Source organism: Bradyrhizobium sp. CCBAU 51765, from assembly GCF_015291725.1.
In the GTDB taxonomy this organism is placed as follows: domain Bacteria; phylum Pseudomonadota; class Alphaproteobacteria; order Rhizobiales; family Xanthobacteraceae; genus Bradyrhizobium; species Bradyrhizobium liaoningense.
In genome coordinates this window covers 3,882,589-3,899,788 of record NZ_CP030038.1, presented here as the reverse complement: position 1 = coordinate 3,899,788, position 17,200 = coordinate 3,882,589, and the positions used below count along the sequence as shown (strand labels likewise).

The following is a 17,200-nucleotide window of genomic DNA, read 5'->3' as shown; positions in this document are numbered from 1 at the left end:
GCACCGAACCAACTAGGATGCCTTTAAGGCAATTTGAGGCAATAGGGCGGCAGCCCTATTTCGCGCAACATGGTCAACGGAAATTGCATCGTCGGCGGACGTCAGCGGCGCCTGGTTCCCACCTTTGATCCAATCGTCAAGGGTCGCCTCGACCAGCCGGGCAATCGCGCCGAACCGGATCTTGCCGGCGATGAAGGCGGCGACCGCGACCTCGTTGGCGGCGTTGTAGACGGTGGTCGCCCCCTTCCCGGTCCGGAGCGAATCATAGGCCAGCCGCAGTCCGGGGAAGCGCTCGAAGTCCGGCGCTTCGAAGGTCAGCTGGCCGATCTTGGCGAGATCGAGCTTTGCCGCCGGTCCCTTGATGCGATCGGGCCAGCCGAGGCAGTGCGCGATCGGCGTCCGCATGTCGGGCGCACCGAGCTGGGCCACGACGGAGCAGTCGGAGAACTCGACCATGCCGTGAATGATCGACTGCGGATGAACGAGGACGTCGATCTCGTCGGGCGCGAGCGCGAACAGATAGGATGCCTCGATCACTTCGAGCCCCTTGTTCATCATCGAGGCGGAATCGATCGTGATCTTCTGGCCCATGCTCCAGTTCGGATGCTTCAGCGCCTGCTCGAGCGTGGCCTGCTCGATGTCGGCGGGCTTCCAGGTCCGGAACGGACCTCCCGAGGCCGTGATGATGACCCGGACCAGTTCGTCGCGATTGCCTGAACTCAGCGCCTGGAACAGCGCATTGTGCTCAGAATCGGCCGGCAGGATGCAGGCGCCAGCCTTTGCCGCGCGCTGCATGAAGAAATCGCCGGCGCAGACCAGACACTCCTTGTTGGCAAGCGCGACATGGGCGCCGCGATCGACCGCCGCCAGCGCCGGCTTCAATCCCGCCGCGCCGCTCACGGCCGCCATGACCCAGTCGGCCGGACGCGCGCCGGCCTCGATCACCGCGCTTTCGCCGGCGCCGCATTCGGTGCTGGTCCCCGCAAGCGCGGCCTTGAGCTCGGCAAACTTGGAGGTATCGGCGATCGCGACGTAGCGTGCGGAGAATTCCCTGGCGAGCTTGGCCAGCGCCGCGACATTGCCGTTCGCCGTCAACGCCTCGACACGATAGCGCTCGGGCGAGGCGCGCAGCAGGTCCATCGTGCTGTCGCCGATCGAGCCGGTGGCGCCGAGAACCGTGACGCTGCGGACGTCGGACGCCGCAAGCCTGTTGTTACGCAATGGGACCGCGCTCATATCCTCACCAAACCATAAGACCGCTTCCGGCGCTATGCACACCATGGCGGAGAAAGCCGATAATCCATGCCGCCAGGATGGCGGCGACGAAACCGTCCAGGCGGTCCATAAGCCCGCCATGGCCGGGAATTAAGTGACTGGAATCCTTGACTCCGAAGCGCCGCTTCACTGCGGATTCGAAGAGATCGCCGAGTTGCGATACCACCGACAGGACGGCGCTGACGAGCAGCAGTGGAACCACCTTTCCGATCCCGCAGGCGGCAAAGCCCGCCGCAACCGCAAGGCTCGCCGCAAAGCCGCCGAGCGCACCGGACCAGGTCTTTTTCGGGCTCACGCGCGGCCACAGCTTCGGCCCGCCGATGCTGCGGCCGGCAAAATAGCCGCCGATGTCGGTCGCCCATACCACGAGCAGCACGAACATCAGCGCGGCGAAACCGTTGACGAGATCCTGCCGCAAAAGGATCGAAGCCAGCAGCGCCGCCGACGCATAGGCAAACCCGGTCGCCGCCCAGAAGAACTTCCTCCGCGCAATCAGCGTCACGATCGCGCCGCCGATGAAGCCGCTGATGACGGCCGTCTTGAGGGCGCCGAAGGCCGTGCAAAATCCCACGATGGCAATGACGATCGTCCCCGCGCCCGTCAGCGCGACCGAGCTCGCGCCCACCACCATCAGCCATTCGGCGAACAGTCCGATCGAGACCAGGGTGACGAGAAGGGCCCAGAGCCAGCCGCCGGCGTAGGCGAGCGCAATGGCGAGCGGCGCCAGCACCAATCCTGCGAGGACTCGCAGCACGAGATTGCTCGGGGCAGGCTGAGAGCCCGCCGGTGCGGCGTTCGGTTCGCTCACGAGGCGGTTTTCGCGACCAGGCCGCCGAAACGGCGTTCGCGCCTGGCAAATTCGGCAATCGCGCTTTCCAGCGCCGCCTTGTCGAAGTCGGGCCAGTGGATCGGCACGAACACGAGCTCGCTATAGGCGGCCTGCCACATCAGGAAGTTGGACAGGCGCTGCTCCCCGCTGGTGCGGATGATGAGATCGGGATCGGGAATGTCGGGCGCGTCGAGATGCGCCCCGAGCGTCTCGGCGTCGATCGTGGCTGGATCCCGCTTGCCCTCCGCGACCTCGCGGGCAAGCTTCTGCGCCGCCTTCGCGATCTCCTGCCGCGAGCCGTAATTGAAGGCGACGACGAGCGTCAGGCGCGTGTTGTCGCGGGTCAGCTCCTCGGCCTCGTTGAGGAGCCCGCAGATGTCGCTATCGAGCCCCTCGCGCTCGCCGATGATGCGAACCTTGACGCCGTCGCGATGCAGGCTCGCCAGATCGTTGCGGATGAAGCGCCGCAGCAGGCCGAACAGGTCGCCGATCTCGCTCGCCGGGCGTGACCAGTTCTCCGACGAGAACGAGAAGATGGTGAGATAGCGAATGCCGAGCTCGTGCGAGGCACGCACCACGCGGCGCAGCGCGTCCACACCCCGGCGATGCCCTTCCGCACGCGGCAGTCCGCGCGCGGCCGCCCAACGGCCGTTGCCATCCATGATGATGGCGACATGCGCAGGCGCCTCGGACCGGTCGGGCCCTTCCGTTGCTGGCGCGGCGGCGTTGGACATGGAAGCGGCCCTAGACGGTGAGGATTTCTTTTTCCTTGGCGGCCAGCAACTGGTCGATCTCGGCGATGGTACCGTCGGTCGCCTTCTGCACCTCGTCGGCGTGACGCTTCTGATCGTCCTCCGACATCTCGTGATTCTTCTCGAGCTTCTTGAGCACGTCGAGACCGTCGCGGCGGACATGGCGCGCGGCGACCTTGGCGGCTTCGGCGTATTTGTGCGCGACCTTCACCAGCTCCTTGCGCCGCTCCTCGTTGAGCTCGGGGATGCGCAGGCGCAGCACCTGGCCCTCGGTCGCGGGCGACAGGCCGAGATTGGAATCGACAATCGCCTTCTCCACCGCCTTGACCATCGACTTGTCCCAGACCTGCACCGAGATCAGCCGCGGCTCCGGCACGCTGACGGTGGCGAGCTGGTTCAGCGGCATGTGGCTGCCATAGGCCTCGACCTGAACCGGATCGAGCATCGAGGCGGAGGCGCGGCCGGTGCGCAGGCCGCCGAGCTCGTGCTTGAGGGACTGGACGGCGCCCTGCATGCGGCGCTTCACTTCGTTGAGGTCGAAATTACCGGTGGGCATCACGTTTCTCCTTCAAAATCCCGGCGACCGCTCCCACGCCCTCCCCTCGGGGCGCGCCAGACGAGCCGTCAGCCGGCGACGATGGTTCCGTGGCCGACGCCGCGCAGAATCGCGCCGATCGACCCCGGCTCCGCGATCGAGAATACGATGATAGGCAGCGATGTCTCGCGGGCAAGCGCGAAGGCGGTCGCATCCATCACCTTGTAGCCACCCTCGATCGCCTGCGAATGCGTCAGGCGGTCGAACCGCGTGGCGGTCGGATCCGTCTTCGGGTCGGCGGAGTAGACGCCGTCGACATTGGTCGCCTTCAGGACCGCCTGCGCCCCGATCTCGGCGGCGCGCAGCACCGCGGTCGTGTCGGTGGTGAAGAACGGATTGCCCGTCCCGCCGCCAAGCAGCACGATCCGGCCCTCGGCCAGGTATTTGTGTGCCGCGGTGCGGGTAAACAGCTCGGAAATCTCTGGCATGACGAAGGCCGACAGCGTCCGCGCCGGCGTGCCCTTGCGCTCGATCGCCGCTTCCAGCGCGAGGCAGTTCATCATGGTGGCGAGCATGCCCATGGTGTCGCCGGTTGTGCGCGACACCCCGCGGGAGGAGACCTCGACGCCGCGGACCATGTTGCCGCCGCCGATCACGACCGCGACCTCGGTGCCGAGATGGCGGGCCGCGATCAGATCGTCCACAACCCGGTCGACGGTCGGTTGATCGATGCCAAAGCCTTGCTGTCCCGCGAGATATTCGCCGGACAGCTTGATCACGACGCGACGGTAGACCGGATCAGTCATGAGCACCTTCCTTGTCCGGGCGCCGCTTCCGGCGGCACGCCGGAAGGAACGTTCCGGCGCTTACTTCTTGCCGCTGGCCGCGGCGACCTCGGCCGCGAAATCGCTTTCCTGCTTCTCGATTCCCTCGCCGAGAGCATAGCGCACAAAGCCGGCGATCTTCACAGCGCCACCGACCTTGCCCTCGGCCTCCTTCACCGCCTGCGCCACCGACTTGCCGGTGTCGTGGATGAAGGCCTGCTCGAGCAGGCAGACTTCCTTGTAGTAGGTCTTGAGGCCGGACTCGACGATCTTCTCGATCACGTTCTCGGGCTTGCCCTGCTGGCGATATTTGTCGGCGAGCACATCCTTCTCGCGCTTGACGACCGCCGGATCGAGACCGGACGGATCGAGCGCCAGCGGGTTGGCGGCGGCGACATGCATCGCGATCTGGCGGCCGAGCGCGGCAAGCTCGTCGGCCTTGCCCGGCGATTCCAGCGCCACGATCACGCCCATCTTGCCGGCGCCGTCGATGACGGCCCCGTGGACATAGTGCGACACCACACCCTGGCTCACTTCGAGCTGGGCGGCGCGGCGCAGCGTCATGTTCTCGCCGATCGTGGCGATCGCATCATTGATTGCGGTTTCGATCGTGACGTCGCCAACCTTGGCGGCCTTGATCTTCTCGACGTCGGCACCGGCGTCGAAGGCGACCTGGGCGATCATCTTGACGAGGCCCTGGAACTGGCCGTTGCGCGCGACGAAGTCGGTCTCGGAATTGACCTCGACCACGACGCCCTTGGTGCCCTTGGTGAGCGCGCCGATCAGGCCCTCGGCCGCGACCCGGCCCGACTTTTTGGCAGCCTTGGACAGACCCTTCTTGCGAAGCCAGTCCTGCGCCGCTTCCATGTTGCCGTCGTTCTCGGTCAGCGCGGCCTTGCAGTCCATCATGCCTGCGCCGGTCGACTCGCGCAGATCCTTGACCATCGCCGCTGTGATCGTTGCCATCGTTGAAATCCTTTGTGCCTGCCGGTTTGCCGCAGCGTGGCATCATAGCGCCCCGCCGCGCGCCATCTCAGCAATTTGCGTCAACTGAAATGGTGGCCGGATCCTATCCGGCCAACCCATCGCCCTTTTTGACTATTCCGCTTCCGCGGTCAGCGCCTTGGCCTTGGCCACCCAGGCGTCCGCGCGGCTCGGCAGACCGACCTCTTCGCCGATCGTGTGCGCGGTGTCGTGGTCGAGCTCGGCGAGCTGCCAATAGTGGAAGATGCCGAGGTCGTTGAACTTCTTCTCGATCGCACCCGACACGCCCGGGAGCTTCTTGAGGTCGTCGGCGGTGCCGCGCGGACCGGCAAGGCCCTGGAAACCGCTCGAGGACGCCGCCGGCAGCTCTTCGGCGAGCGGACGGGTCGAAGCGCCGATGTCGATGCCCGAATCGCCCTGGGCGCGCGAGATGCCGTCGATCGCCGCACGCGCGATGAGATCGCAGTACAGCGAAATGGCGCGGCCGGCGTCGTCATTGCCCGGCACCACATAGGTGATGCCCTTCGGGTCCGAATTGGTGTCGACGATCGCGGCGACCGGGATGTTGAGGCGCTGGGCCTCCTGGATCGCGATGTCTTCCTTGTTGGTGTCGATCACGAAGATCAGGTCGGGCAGACCGCCCATGTCCTTGATGCCGCCGAGCGAACGGTCGAGCTTGTCGCGCTCGCGCTGAAGCGTCAGACGCTCCTTCTTCGTGTAGGAATTGGCTTCGCCGCCCGAGAGCACGTCGTCGAGGTGACGCAGGCGCTTGATCGAGGCCGAGATCGTCTTCCAGTTGGTCAGCGTGCCGCCGAGCCAGCGCGAATTGACGAAGTACTGCGCGCAGCGCTTGGCCGCGTCCGCAACACCGTCCTGCGCCTGGCGCTTGGTGCCGACGAACAGGATGCGGCCGCCCTTGGCCACCGTGTCGCTGACGGCCTGGAGGGCCTGGTGCAGCATCGGCACGGTCTGGGCGAGATCGACGATGTGGATGTTGTTGCGGGTGCCGAAAATGAACGGAGCCATTTTCGGATTCCAGCGGTGAGACTGGTGACCAAAGTGCACGCCAGCTTCGAGCAGCTGACGCATGGTGAAATCGGGTAGCGCCATCGTTCTAATTCTCCGGTTGGTTCCTCCGGAAACGTGTGAGCAAAACGGAGCGTTCTCGCCCCGGTTGCCACCGGACGGCCTTGTGAGCCATGTTTCCGTGTGAGATGGCGCGCTATATAGCGCCATTTCGGCCAGAAGCAAGGAAATAAGGGGCCGTCCGGGCCGCCCGCAAGCTCCTGTCGCTTCCCGGTCATCCCTGCCCCTTCAGCCTCCTAGCATTTCGGCTGGCCAGGCGGACAGGTCTTTGGTGGCGGGCCGGCTGGCCGTGCCGGCGGATGCGGCGCCGCACGCGGCGGCGCGGCCGCCATGGGAGGCGGTGCAGGCCGCGCGACCGGAGGTGGCGGCGGCGCGGGCCGTGCCATCGGAGGCGGAGGTGGCGCAGGACGCGCCATCGGAGGCGGCGCCGGTCGAGCAACGGGCGGCGGTGGCGCCGGTCGGGCCACGGCCACGGGCGGAGGCGCGGTGCGCGGCGGCGGGGGTGGCGCGACTCGCGGCGGAGGCGGCGGCGGCTTCGCCAGGGCCTGAGGATGCGGTGGCGGTGCGGCAGGCCTGGCGGCCTGCGGCGGTGGTGCGGGCCGGTGATCCCGAACTCCGGACGGCCCCCGCGCCGCCACTGGCGGCGGTGGCGGTGCCGCGGGTTTGACCGTGGGCGGGACGACCGGCTTGCCGGGGGCCGCGCTCGGCGGCGGCAAAGCGCCCGACTGGGACCCGGCCGGCCTGCCGCGCAGGTCAGCCGCAGGTGGCGTTGTCGGCCCCGGCGGCCTGGGCAGGCCTGCGGACGGCGGCGTCGAGCTTCCGGGAGCCGGTGGGTGGTTGGGCGCTGTAGCGGTTGCCGCGCTCGGTGATGCCGGCGGGACGTTGCCGGAGGGCGTCGTGGCGGTGGCAGCTGGTCTGCCATGAGGCGGAGCGGCGCCGGGCGCGCCCCCTGCCCCGGCCGGAGGCGGTCCGCCCGGAGTTCCCGGCACCGGCAGCGTGTTGGCCTGCGGCAGCCTGGTGGCCGCCGGCGCTTGAGGTGTCGCAGCAGGAACGTTGCCGGCGGGTGCCGTCGCGCCCGGACCGGGCGTGCCGCGCGGCATGACGGCGCCGGGCGCCGTGCCCGCCGGGGGACCGCCAGGAGTTCCCGGCGGGGTATTGGGTGCCGGCAAGGTATTGGCTTGGGGCAGCCTGGCCGCAGCCGGCGGCTGCGCTGTCGTGGCAGGAGCGACACTGGCCGGAGCTGGAGCCGCGATACCCGGTCTCCCCGTCGGCTGGATCGTCGCGCTCGGCGGCATCGGCGCCTTGCCCTGCTGGATCAACGCGGCGCGCTGCACGACTGCCTGCGGCACGGCGGCACCTGCCGGCGTGGCGCGGCCGGCAACCGCCGGGGCCAGATTGCCCGGACCGGGCGGCCCCGCGGCCGGCGGCGGCGCCGGCGGGCGGTTGATCACGGTGTTGATGACCGTGGTGTTGTGGATGTTCTGAAAGATGATGTTGTTCGGCGGCGGCGCGACATAGACCGGCGGCCTGACGAATACCGGGATCGGCACGAACACCGGCTGCGGCAGCACGAACAGGCCGACAACAGGCAGCGGCGGCGGCAGCACGACGAAATCCGGCGGCGGCGGCGGCAGATAATAGACCGGCGGCGGCGGTGGCGGCGCGAAGCCGAAATCGGGATCGCTGAAATACAGCACCGGACGGTCGACATAGATGACCTCCTCCGGCGGCGGTGGCGGCACGTCGTAGTCCAGCATCGTGAAAGTCGGCGGCGGCTCGAGCGGCGCAGTCAGGATCGCGAGCCTGCGCCGGGCATCGCCTGCATGCGGCCCGCGCGGATAGCGGCGCAGATACGACCAATAGGCGTCCGGCGTATCGGCGCGATAGGTTCGCCGCCAGGTGATCGCCTCGCGGCGCGCCGCCACGATCGCCATGACGCGCTTTGCAAGCGGGTCACTCGGATAGGCCGCGAGAAACTCCTCATAGGCCGTCAGCGTGTCGCGCTCGAGCGCGGCGGCATAGGCATCCTGCACGCCGAGATCGCGGATCGGCTTGTTGCGGATCGCAGCGACCTGGTCGGGCGTGGTCTCCGACGGCGGCGCGTCGGGCCCACGCTCGAAGAACGAGAATTGCGCCGATATCTTCTGCTCGTTCCAGGGCACCTGCGCGCCCTTGGAGGCCTCGTTGACGCGCAAGCGCACGCGATCGAACACCTCGGGCAGCGGCAGGCCGCCGGTGCGGATCATCTCGGCGAGCGATTGGGCATAGATGCCGTAAGGCCCAGGTTCCTCCGGCGCCACCGTGCCGGGCGCAGCGTTGAAGGCGATCAGCATGTTCGGCTCGGGCTCGACCAGCGCCAGGCCGCTCGCGATCGGCTGACCGCCCTCGATGAAGGGCTGTGCGCGCGCCGCGTCGAGCACGACGATGCCGGCCTTGAGCGGAATGGATGCGAGCTGGCGCGCATAGTCGCTGATGCGCAGGGCCTCGGTCGGTATGTCGGTGTCGCGGGTGATGTTGGAATCGACCGGGATGAAATAGTTCTCGCCGGCAAGCTGCACGCCGTAGCCGGCGAGATAGATCATCGCGACGGTGCCCGGGCCCGAAGCCTGGGCCTTCTGAATGAAATCGCGCAAGCTCTTGCGCAGCGTGTCGCCGTCGAGATCGCGCGCGCCGACCACGTCGAAGCCCGCCGCCTGGAGCGTCTGCGCGATCAGGCCGGCATCGTTGGCCGTCGTCGCCAGCGGCGATTTGGCGTAGGCGCCGTTGCCGACCACGAGCGCGAGGCGCTTTTCCGGCTGCTGGGCGCGCGCCGGTTCCGGTACGCCGGCGGCGAGGGCCAGGATCGGCAGCAGAAGGCAGATGAAAGCTCTGAGCGTCCCACGCATGGCTTGCTCGCCCGCTATTGTTGTCGAGGTCCGGCACGCATGAGGCGCGCAGCCGGCTGAACGGCGGTTGAACGAAAGGCTTGAACGACGAAAAAGCTTGGATTGAGGCGGTGGCATGGCCGCCCCATCGCCGGCGTCAGCCCCGCTGCGACGATATCGCGACGCGTCCTCTCGCCGGCGGATCACTCGGCCAATCTCAATTCGGCGGCGGTCGTCCGGGCAGCCGATTCGTCAACGGGCGAGAAATCGACCGGCCCCGGATCTTATGCCGACGTCATCGCGAGGGTGATTGCTGCTTGTCGACCTTGCGGCCGGCCTCTGGAGGAAAGAGGCGCGACCGCCAGGCCTCGATGCTCGGGTGGGCTCAGCCCTGGGCGACCAACTCGACGCTTCCTGTGCTCAGCCGATAGATACCGCCGACCACCTTGAGCTTGCCCTGCTCGACCGCCGCGTTGAGGATCGGCGCGGCCGATTTCAGCTTGGCGACGTTGTCGAGGACATTCTGGCGAATGGCGTTGTCGAGCGCATTCCCGCTCTGCTGGGCCGCCGTCTTCACCGCCGGCGCGATCGCGGAGACCAGCGTGGGGATGTGCCCCGGCAGCGGCTTGTCGTCCTTCAGCGACTTGATGGTCGCATCGACCGCGCCGCAATTGTCGTGGCCGAGCACCAGGATCAGGGGCGTTCCGAGCACCGCGACGGTGTATTCCATGCTCGCAACGGTCTCGTCGCCAGCGAAATTGCCGGCGACGCGGCACACGAACAGGTCTCCGCGTCCACTGTCGAAGGCATATTCGGGCGCGATGCGAGAATCGGCGCAGCTCAGCACGGCCGCGTAGGGATTCTGGCCGCCTACCAATGCCTCGCGCTCATGCTTGAAGTCGTGGCGGCGCGACACGCCCGACACGTAGCGCGCATTGCCTTCCAACAGCCGCTTCAGCGCCGCATCGGGCGACAGCACGTTCTGCGGCTTCGGCGGCGCCTTCTTCTCCTTGGCGAAGGCGGCCCCGCCAAACGCCGCCGCCGCAAGCGCCGACGTTGCGAGGAGCATCATGGAGCGCCGGGAAGGAGCAACAGGTTGATGCAGATTTTCGGAGCATTTGTCGCACATGGTCGTTGCCCTTCCAGGTTTCTCGTCAAACGAGTTCGTCGAGTCGACAACTGATAGCTGCGCTCGAGCGACTTCGAAACCACACGCGAGCCAAATAGTTAAGCTTTGGTTTGCGGCGGTGCCGGCGACCTCAGAGCTGCTGCACGTCCACCACGCCCGCGACTGCCTTGATCGCGCCGGCGATCTGCGGCGAGACCTTGAAGCGGCCGGGCAGCTTCATCTCGACCTCGGTCTCGAGGTCGAGCATCATCACCAGCGAGACCTCGCCGTCGCCGTTGGAGCGCGGCGCAAGTGCGGGACTGCCGACTTTCGGCGCGCCGCCGTTCGAGGCCGCCATGTCGGGCCCGGCCAAACGCTTGGCGATCGAGTCCAGCGGCTTGGTGTCGCGCAGGAAGATGCGCAGGCCCTTCTGCGTCTTGGCCGCGGCGTCATCGAGCGGCTCGGCATGAAGCACGCGAGCGCGCACGTCCTCGCCCTGAAGCTCGGCGCCCAGCTGCAGCAGCACGGCCGCGCCCGGCTCCAGCACGTCGCGATATTGCGCGAGGCCTTCGGAGAACAGCACCGCCTCGAAATGGCCGGTCGGATCCGACAGGCCCATGATGCCCATCTTGTTGCCGGTCTTGGTGCGCCGCTCCATGCGCGAGACCACGGTGGCGGCGACCTTGCCGGCGGTGGCGCCGGTCTTCACCGCGCGCGAGAACTCGGCCCAGCTCTGCACCCGCAGCCGCTTCAGCACGGTCGCGTAGTCGTCGAGCGGATGTCCCGACAGGAAGAAGCCGATCGCGTCGTATTCGCGGCGCAGCCGTTCGGCCGGCAGCCACGGCTCGACCTGCGGCAGCATGATGGTCGGCGCATCCGCCGACATGCCGAACATGTCGTTCTGGCCGATGGTCGCTGCCTCGTGCGCGCGCTGGCAGGCGGCGAGGATCGAGTCGGCACCGGCAAAGACGCGCGCCCGATTCGGCTCCAGCGAATCGAAGGCGCCGGCGGCGGCGAGACTTTCGATGATGCGCTTGTTGATCGCGCGCGGCGAGACCCGGGCGGCGAAATCGGCGAGCGAGGTGAACAGGCCGCCTCTGGTCCGCTCCGCGATGATCTGCTCGATCGCCTGGATGCCGACGCCCTTGAGCGCTGCGAGCGCATAATAGATGGTCTTCTCGCCGACCTCGAAGGTCGCGCCCGACCGGTTGATGTTGGGCGGCTCGACCTTGATGCCGAGACGCTGCGCCTCGGAGCGGAATTCGGAGAGCTTGTCGGTGTTGTTGAGATCGAGCGTCATCGACGCGGCGATGAACTCCACCGGATAATGCGCCTTCATGTAGGCGGTGTGGTAGGACACCAGCGCGTAAGCCGCCGCGTGGCTCTTGTTGAAGCCGTAGTCGGCAAACTTCGCCAGGAGCTCGAAGATGGTCTCGGCCTGCCCCTTCGGCACGCCGTTCTTCACCGCGCCCGCGACGAAGATGTCGCGCTGCTTGTCCATCTCGGCGCGGATCTTCTTGCCCATGGCGCGGCGCAAGAGGTCGGCGTCGCCGAGCGAATAGCCCGACATCACCTGCGCGATCTGCATCACCTGTTCCTGGTAGATGATGACGCCGAAGGTTTCTTTCAGGATCGGCTCCAGCACGGGATGCAGATATTCCGGCTCCTCGTCGCCGTGCTTGCGCGCGCAGTAGGTCGGGATGTTCGCCATCGGGCCCGGTCGATAGAGCGCGACCAGCGCGATGATGTCCTCGAAACGGTCCGGGCGCATGTCGATCAGCGCCCGCCGCATGCCCTGGCTTTCAACCTGGAACACGCCGACCACGTCGCCCCGGGCCAGCATCTGGTAGCTCTCGGCATCGTCGATCGGCAGCGTCGCGAGATCGACATCGATGCCGCGCGGCTTGAGCAGCTTGCAGGCGACGTCGAGCACGGTCAGCGTCTTCAGGCCGAGGAAGTCGAACTTCACGAGCCCCGCGGGCTCGACCCATTTCATGTTGAACTGGGTCACCGGCATGTCGGATTTGGGATCGCGGTAGAGCGGCACGAGCTCGCTCAACGGGCGATCGCCGATCACGATGCCGGCCGCATGGGTCGAGGCGTGGCGCGTCAGGCCTTCGAGGCGCTGCGCGATGTCGAAGGCGCGCGCCACCACCGGGTCTTCGTCGCGAAACGCCTGCAGCTTCGGCTCGCTCTCGATCGCGGCGGCCAGCGTCACCGGCGCAGCGGGATTCTGCGGCACCAGTTTCGTGAGCTTGTCGACCTGGCCATAGGGCATCTGCAGGACACGGCCGACGTCGCGCAGCACGCCGCGCGCCTGCAGCGTACCGAAGGTGATGATCTGCGCGACCTGGTCGCGGCCGTAGCGCTGCTGCACGTACTGGATCACCTCGCCGCGGCGGTCCTGGCAGAAGTCGATGTCGAAGTCCGGCATCGAGACGCGTTCGGGATTGAGGAAGCGCTCGAACAGCAGGCCGAACTTGATCGGATCGAGGTCGGTGATGGTCAGCGCCCAGGCGACCAGCGAGCCGGCGCCGGAACCGCGCCCCGGCCCGACCGGAATCCCTTGCGACTTCGCCCATTTGATGAAGTCGGACACGATCAGGAAGTAGCCCGCATATTTCATGCGGGTGATGACGTCGAGCTCGAAGGCGAGCCGCTTGGCGTAGGTCTCTTCCGTCGTGCCCTGCGACAGGCCATGCACGCGCAGGCGGTTGGCGAGCCCCTCCTCCGCCTGCCGCTTCAGTTCGGCGGCCTCCACCGCAGCCGCATCCGAGCTCGACGCGGCGCCGACGGTGAAGAACGGCAGGATCGGCTTGCGCGTCATCGGCCGGAACGAGCAGCGCTCGGCGATCTCCACCGTCGAGGCCAGCGCCTCCGGAATGTCGGCGAACAGCACCGCCATCTCGGCGCGCGTCTTGAAGCGATGATCCGGCGTGAGCTGCTCGCGCTCGGTCTCGGCGATCAGCCGCCCGCCCGCGATGCAGAGGAGCGCGTCATGGGCCTCGTAATCGTCGGTCGTGGCGAAATACGGCTCGTTGGTCGCAACCAGCGGCAGTCCCTTGGCGTAGGCGATGTCGATCAAGCCGGTTTCGACGCGCCGCTCCTTCTCGGAGTTGTGGCGCTGCAATTCGACGTAGAGGCGGTCGCCGAACAGGCCGGCCAGACGCTCGCAGCGCTGCGCGGCGAGTTCGGCATGACCGCCGGCGAGCGCCAGCGAGATCGGCCCGTCCGGTCCGCCCGTCAGCGCGATCAGGCCTTCGGTCTCACCCTCGAGCCAATCGAACTTGATGAACGGAGCATGGCTGTCCGGCGATTCCAGGAACGCGCGCGAGTTCAGCCGCATCAGGCTGCGATAGCCGCGCTCCTGCGCTCCCAGCAGCACCACCCGCGACGGTCCCATCGCGTTGCGCGCATTCGGATCCTGGTCGCCGAAATCGATGGCCAGCTCGCAGCCGACGATCGGCTGGATGCCCGAACTCGCCATCTTGTCGGAGAACTCCAGCGCACCGAACAGATTGTCGGTGTCGGTCAGCGCCAGCGCGGGCTGGTGGTCCTTCTTGGCAAGCTCGGCGAGCTTGGCGATCTTGATCGAGCCCTTGAGCAGCGAATAGGCCGAGTGAACGTGAAGGTGAACGAATCCGGCGCTCGGCATGGTCGCGTGACGGCCTCTTGAGATGAAATGGAGCGGTCGCCAACGCCGGGAGATGTCAGGCAGATCAAACGAGGATCCTGCATCGCCCGGCCGACTCGCCTCGCAATGTTGGGGCGTCACTGCTCCAGAGTCCACGCCGGAGCGGCCGATCGGCCACGTCGTCCCGCTTTTCCCCAAGCGGCAGCGGCACGCTCACCGGCCTAGAGCTGCGGAATCACCTGCGCCCAGATCGCGATCATCCCGACGAACAGCGTGATGGACGCCAGTGCGGCGGCTTCTTCCACGAAAACCCTGAACATGGCCTGCTCCCTTGTTGGAACGTATGAAGAACATTGTTCTCATTTTGTTCAGGGGAGTCAAGCGATCCGAGACCGCGCGAAACGGGATGGTTAACTCGCTGAATGTACTCAATAAAAAAGCCCCGGCCGAAGCCGGGGCTTTCGTCAGCCGCTCGCGTTGAGCGAGCTGTCTTAGTAGCGAGCCAGCAGCGGGCCGCCGAACTTGTAGTTCAGGCGGACGAGGCCCATGTCGACGTCCTGCTTGATGCGGTCGACTGCACCACTGGCGAAGGTGACATTTTGGTCGCCGAGGAAGATGTGGTTGTACTCGACGCCGACCGTCCAGTTCGGAGCGAAACCGAACTCCAGGCCTGCACCAACCGTGCCGCCCCAGCGGGTCTCGTCCGCGTTGTCGATATTTGCACCCGTGGCAACGCTGTAGACGTCGTACTTGTTGCTGACGACGGCCGCACCACCCTTCACGTAGAGCAGGACGTTGTTCCAGGCATAGCCAACCTGACCGGTGATGAGCCCAAATGCGTCCATCCTGGTCCGGTTACGATTGCCGGCGGCGATCAGGCTGATGTTGTCGCCCGAGAAGTCGGCCCAGTTGCCCTGGCCTTCCACACCGAAAACGAACTGGCCGGTCTGCCAGCGATAGCCGATCTGGCCACCGACCGTGCCGCCGGTCGAGTTGTGCGAACCTTCAGGACCGAAGTTGACGAGGTCCCACGACGTATCCGCCGAACCGCCACCGCCGTTGACGCCGATGTAGAAGCCGCTCCAGTCGTAAACGGCAGCGATCGCCGCCGGCGGAGCTTTGGTGTAGGGCCGCGCCGCGAGGTCAGCAGCCATCGCCGGTGCAGCCGCGCTGAGCGCGACGAGGCTGACAGCGGCAAGCAACAAACTCTTCTTCATTTGATTCCCGTTCCAGTTTCTTCAGTAGGCCCCCGGGCCGTGCGCAATCTCTTAGCAGTGGACGACGGAATTGCTGTAACCGCGACGCAACAGTTTGGTCGAAAGGACCTCGCTCGTTAACGAATGTTTATCAGCGGGTGTGCGGAAACCCTATGAAACAAGTGTTTTCACGAGTTCCAATGTCGACTAGAGGACATAAGCTGCATGTGCGCGTAACGACGCCGCGCGCACATTCGCGTGATTGGAGAATCGAAATGCGCGGTCGAGTTCCCTTGCCTATTGTCGCCACATTTTCGCTCGCATTCGTCACATTTGCATTCGCATCAGGTGCAAGCACACCGGCGCACGCATTCGGCAAAAATCATCCATTCTGCCTCACCGGTGATGAATGGCCGGGACTGAGCAATTGCAGGTTCGACACCTACGCGCAGTGTCAGGCGAGCGCATCCGGTCGCGCGCTGACCTGCATCGCCAATCCGTATTTCGTCGGACAGAGCGACGATCCATACGCGTATCAAAATCGTCCGCGCGCACAGACGCCGGGCTACTTCCTGCCGCGCTGAGATGCGCCGCGTCCACCTCGCGCTCATCGCGATCGCCCTGCTCTCGGCCGGCGGACTTGCGCATGCACAGACCTACGATCCGAGCTATCCGGTCTGCATGCAGATCTACGGCCCCGTCGGCTATTTCGACTGCAGCTACGCATCGCTTGCGCAGTGCCGCTATCTCGCCGTCGGGCGCTCCGCGAGTTGCGTGGTGAATCCGTATTTTCCGTCGAGCAAACCGGCGGCCCCTCACCGCCCGAGACGCCCCGCCGTTCGCGCCGGATGATCAAAGCCGTTCGGCCGATGCCGGGCATCCCGTGACGGAGCCCGTTGCATCCCCTCAGCTTAGCCAGGGCGTGTTGCGGATGCGCGAGCACGCGTTCGGCTTGCGGAAGCCCGGATCGTGATATTCGATGTAGTCGAAGTTGACCGTCCCGAACGTCGTCTGCGGCTTCTTCAGCGCTGAGCAGGTCTGCACCTTCAGGAACTCGTTCTTGAAATCGCCGCGCGGGAACGCGGAAATCACCTGGTCGCGCTGCTCCGGCGTGTACTCGTCATATCCAATGCCCACGACGTCGACCAGGACGCCTGCGTTGGTGAGCGCGATCTCCGGCCTCATATATTGCGGAATGCCGGGGGTGGTGTGTAGCGCGATTGCTTCCCACACCAGGTCGGCTTGCGGCTCGGCAATGCCGCGCGCCCGCAGAAAGTCGCGCGCGGCGTCGGCGCCGTCGACCTCGAACCGCTTGGTCTCGGTGTGGTAGTGATCGACGAGACCGAGGTCGTGAAACAGCGCCGCGACATACAGCAGCTCGGGATCGAACTTCAGCTTCTGACGCAGCCCCTTGATCGCGCCGAACATGTAGACGCGAACCGAATGGTTGAACAACATCTCGCCTTCGTAGCTGCGCACCAGTTCGGCAGCCTCGCGCGCCAATTGACTGTCGGGAACTTTGACGCCGGAGATCACGCTCGTCATTTTCAGGCTCCTGCTTTCTGTTTCGGCTGATGCCATTCGCGGTCAGGCGGCACTCTCGAGCACGGCCTGCGGCGTTTTCCGGAAGCTGATCGACATGCGATTGTACGCATTCATCAGGCTGATCGCGATCGTGAGATCGACGAGCTCGCGCTCGTTGAAGACCCTGCGGGCGGCTCGATAGGCATCATCCGGAACGTTGGTCTCGGCGACGCGGGTGACCGTCTCGGCCCATGCGAGGGCGGCGCGCTCGCGTTCATCGAAGAGATTGCCGGCCTCCGCCCACGCCTGGACCAGCGCGAGCTTCTCGATCTTCACGCCGGCCTTGAGCAGGTCGCGCGTATGCATGTCGAGGCAATAGGCGCAGTTGTTGATCTGCGACACGCGGAGATAGACCAGGGTGACCAGCGTCACGGGAAGCCCGCTCTGCATGACGTAGCCGTAGACACCGCCCAGCGCCTTCGCGCCTGCCGGTGCAACGCGGTTGTAGTCGAGACGTTCACTCATCTGCTTGCTCCTTGATGACCGGAGGGATGAACACTCCCCGTTACCCCCCCTTAGGTGTCCCTGT

General features: G+C 66.3%; 15 protein-coding genes. 2 read left to right on the top strand and 13 right to left on the bottom strand.

Going from position 1 to position 17,200, the window contains the following annotated elements:
- Window positions 1–12 precede the first annotated feature (12 nt).
- The 11 genes from dxr to XH96_RS18665 all read right to left on the bottom strand — a co-directional run bounded on the left by dxr (window position 13) and on the right by XH96_RS18665 (window position 15,108).
- Complete coding sequence (gene dxr / locus XH96_RS18715; RefSeq protein ID WP_194393737.1) at window positions 13–1,236, bottom strand: 1-deoxy-D-xylulose-5-phosphate reductoisomerase; 1,224 nt, start codon at window positions 1,234–1,236, stop codon at window positions 13–15.
- Window positions 1,237–1,240: 4 nt separating this feature from the next.
- Window positions 1,241–2,083, bottom strand: coding sequence for a phosphatidate cytidylyltransferase (locus XH96_RS18710; RefSeq protein ID WP_194393736.1), 843 nt, complete (start codon window positions 2,081–2,083; stop codon window positions 1,241–1,243).
- Window positions 2,080–2,838 carry an isoprenyl transferase gene (locus XH96_RS18705; RefSeq protein ID WP_061879516.1) on the bottom strand — a complete coding sequence of 253 codons (759 nt, stop codon included), beginning with the start codon at window positions 2,836–2,838 and terminating at the stop codon, window positions 2,080–2,082. Before XH96_RS18705 ends, XH96_RS18710 begins: the two co-directional genes overlap by 4 nt.
- A gap of 10 nt (window positions 2,839–2,848) precedes the next feature.
- The gene (gene frr, locus XH96_RS18700; protein ID WP_061879517.1) at window positions 2,849–3,412 is read right to left on the bottom strand and encodes a ribosome recycling factor; all 564 of its coding nucleotides are present in this window, start codon (window positions 3,410–3,412) and stop codon (window positions 2,849–2,851) included.
- Between the two features lie 68 nt (window positions 3,413–3,480).
- Window positions 3,481–4,197 carry a UMP kinase gene (gene pyrH / locus XH96_RS18695; protein ID WP_061879549.1) on the bottom strand — a complete coding sequence of 239 codons (717 nt, stop codon included), beginning with the start codon at window positions 4,195–4,197 and terminating at the stop codon, window positions 3,481–3,483.
- Between the two features lie 60 nt (window positions 4,198–4,257).
- Window positions 4,258–5,181, bottom strand: coding sequence for a translation elongation factor Ts (gene tsf / locus XH96_RS18690; protein WP_028177638.1), 924 nt, complete (start codon window positions 5,179–5,181; stop codon window positions 4,258–4,260).
- 132 nt (window positions 5,182–5,313) lie between these two features.
- Window positions 5,314–6,309 (bottom strand): 30S ribosomal protein S2, encoded by a 996-nt coding sequence (locus tag XH96_RS18685; RefSeq protein ID WP_124158102.1) that lies wholly within the window; start codon window positions 6,307–6,309, stop codon window positions 5,314–5,316.
- A gap of 212 nt (window positions 6,310–6,521) precedes the next feature.
- Window positions 6,522–9,170, bottom strand: coding sequence for a caspase domain-containing protein (locus tag XH96_RS18680; RefSeq protein WP_194393735.1), 2,649 nt, complete (start codon window positions 9,168–9,170; stop codon window positions 6,522–6,524).
- Between the two features lie 364 nt (window positions 9,171–9,534).
- Window positions 9,535–10,278 (bottom strand): carbonic anhydrase, encoded by a 744-nt coding sequence (locus tag XH96_RS18675; protein ID WP_194393734.1) that lies wholly within the window; start codon window positions 10,276–10,278, stop codon window positions 9,535–9,537.
- A 130-nt stretch (window positions 10,279–10,408) separates the two neighbouring features.
- A complete protein-coding gene (gene dnaE, locus XH96_RS18670; RefSeq protein ID WP_194393733.1) occupies window positions 10,409–13,912 on the bottom strand; it encodes a DNA polymerase III subunit alpha in 3,504 nt (1,167 codons plus the stop codon).
- Window positions 13,913–14,382: 470 nt separating this feature from the next.
- On the bottom strand, window positions 14,383–15,108 hold the full coding sequence (locus XH96_RS18665) for an outer membrane protein (protein WP_194393732.1): 726 nt from the start codon (window positions 15,106–15,108) through the stop codon (window positions 14,383–14,385).
- A 254-nt stretch (window positions 15,109–15,362) separates the two neighbouring features.
- Between XH96_RS18665 and XH96_RS18660 the strand changes: the two genes are divergently transcribed.
- On the top strand, window positions 15,363–15,671 hold the full coding sequence (locus XH96_RS18660; RefSeq protein WP_061879524.1) for a DUF3551 domain-containing protein: 309 nt from the start codon (window positions 15,363–15,365) through the stop codon (window positions 15,669–15,671).
- A 1-nt stretch (window position 15,672) separates the two neighbouring features.
- On the top strand, window positions 15,673–15,939 hold the full coding sequence (locus tag XH96_RS18655) for a DUF3551 domain-containing protein (RefSeq protein ID WP_194393731.1): 267 nt from the start codon (window positions 15,673–15,675) through the stop codon (window positions 15,937–15,939).
- A gap of 54 nt (window positions 15,940–15,993) precedes the next feature.
- On the opposite strand, the gene XH96_RS18650 is transcribed toward XH96_RS18655, so the two are convergent.
- Complete coding sequence (locus XH96_RS18650) at window positions 15,994–16,632, bottom strand: HD domain-containing protein (RefSeq protein WP_194393730.1); 639 nt, start codon at window positions 16,630–16,632, stop codon at window positions 15,994–15,996.
- 42 nt (window positions 16,633–16,674) lie between these two features.
- On the bottom strand, window positions 16,675–17,136 hold the full coding sequence (locus XH96_RS18645) for a carboxymuconolactone decarboxylase family protein (protein WP_194393729.1): 462 nt from the start codon (window positions 17,134–17,136) through the stop codon (window positions 16,675–16,677).
- Window positions 17,137–17,200: the final 64 nt, after the last annotated feature.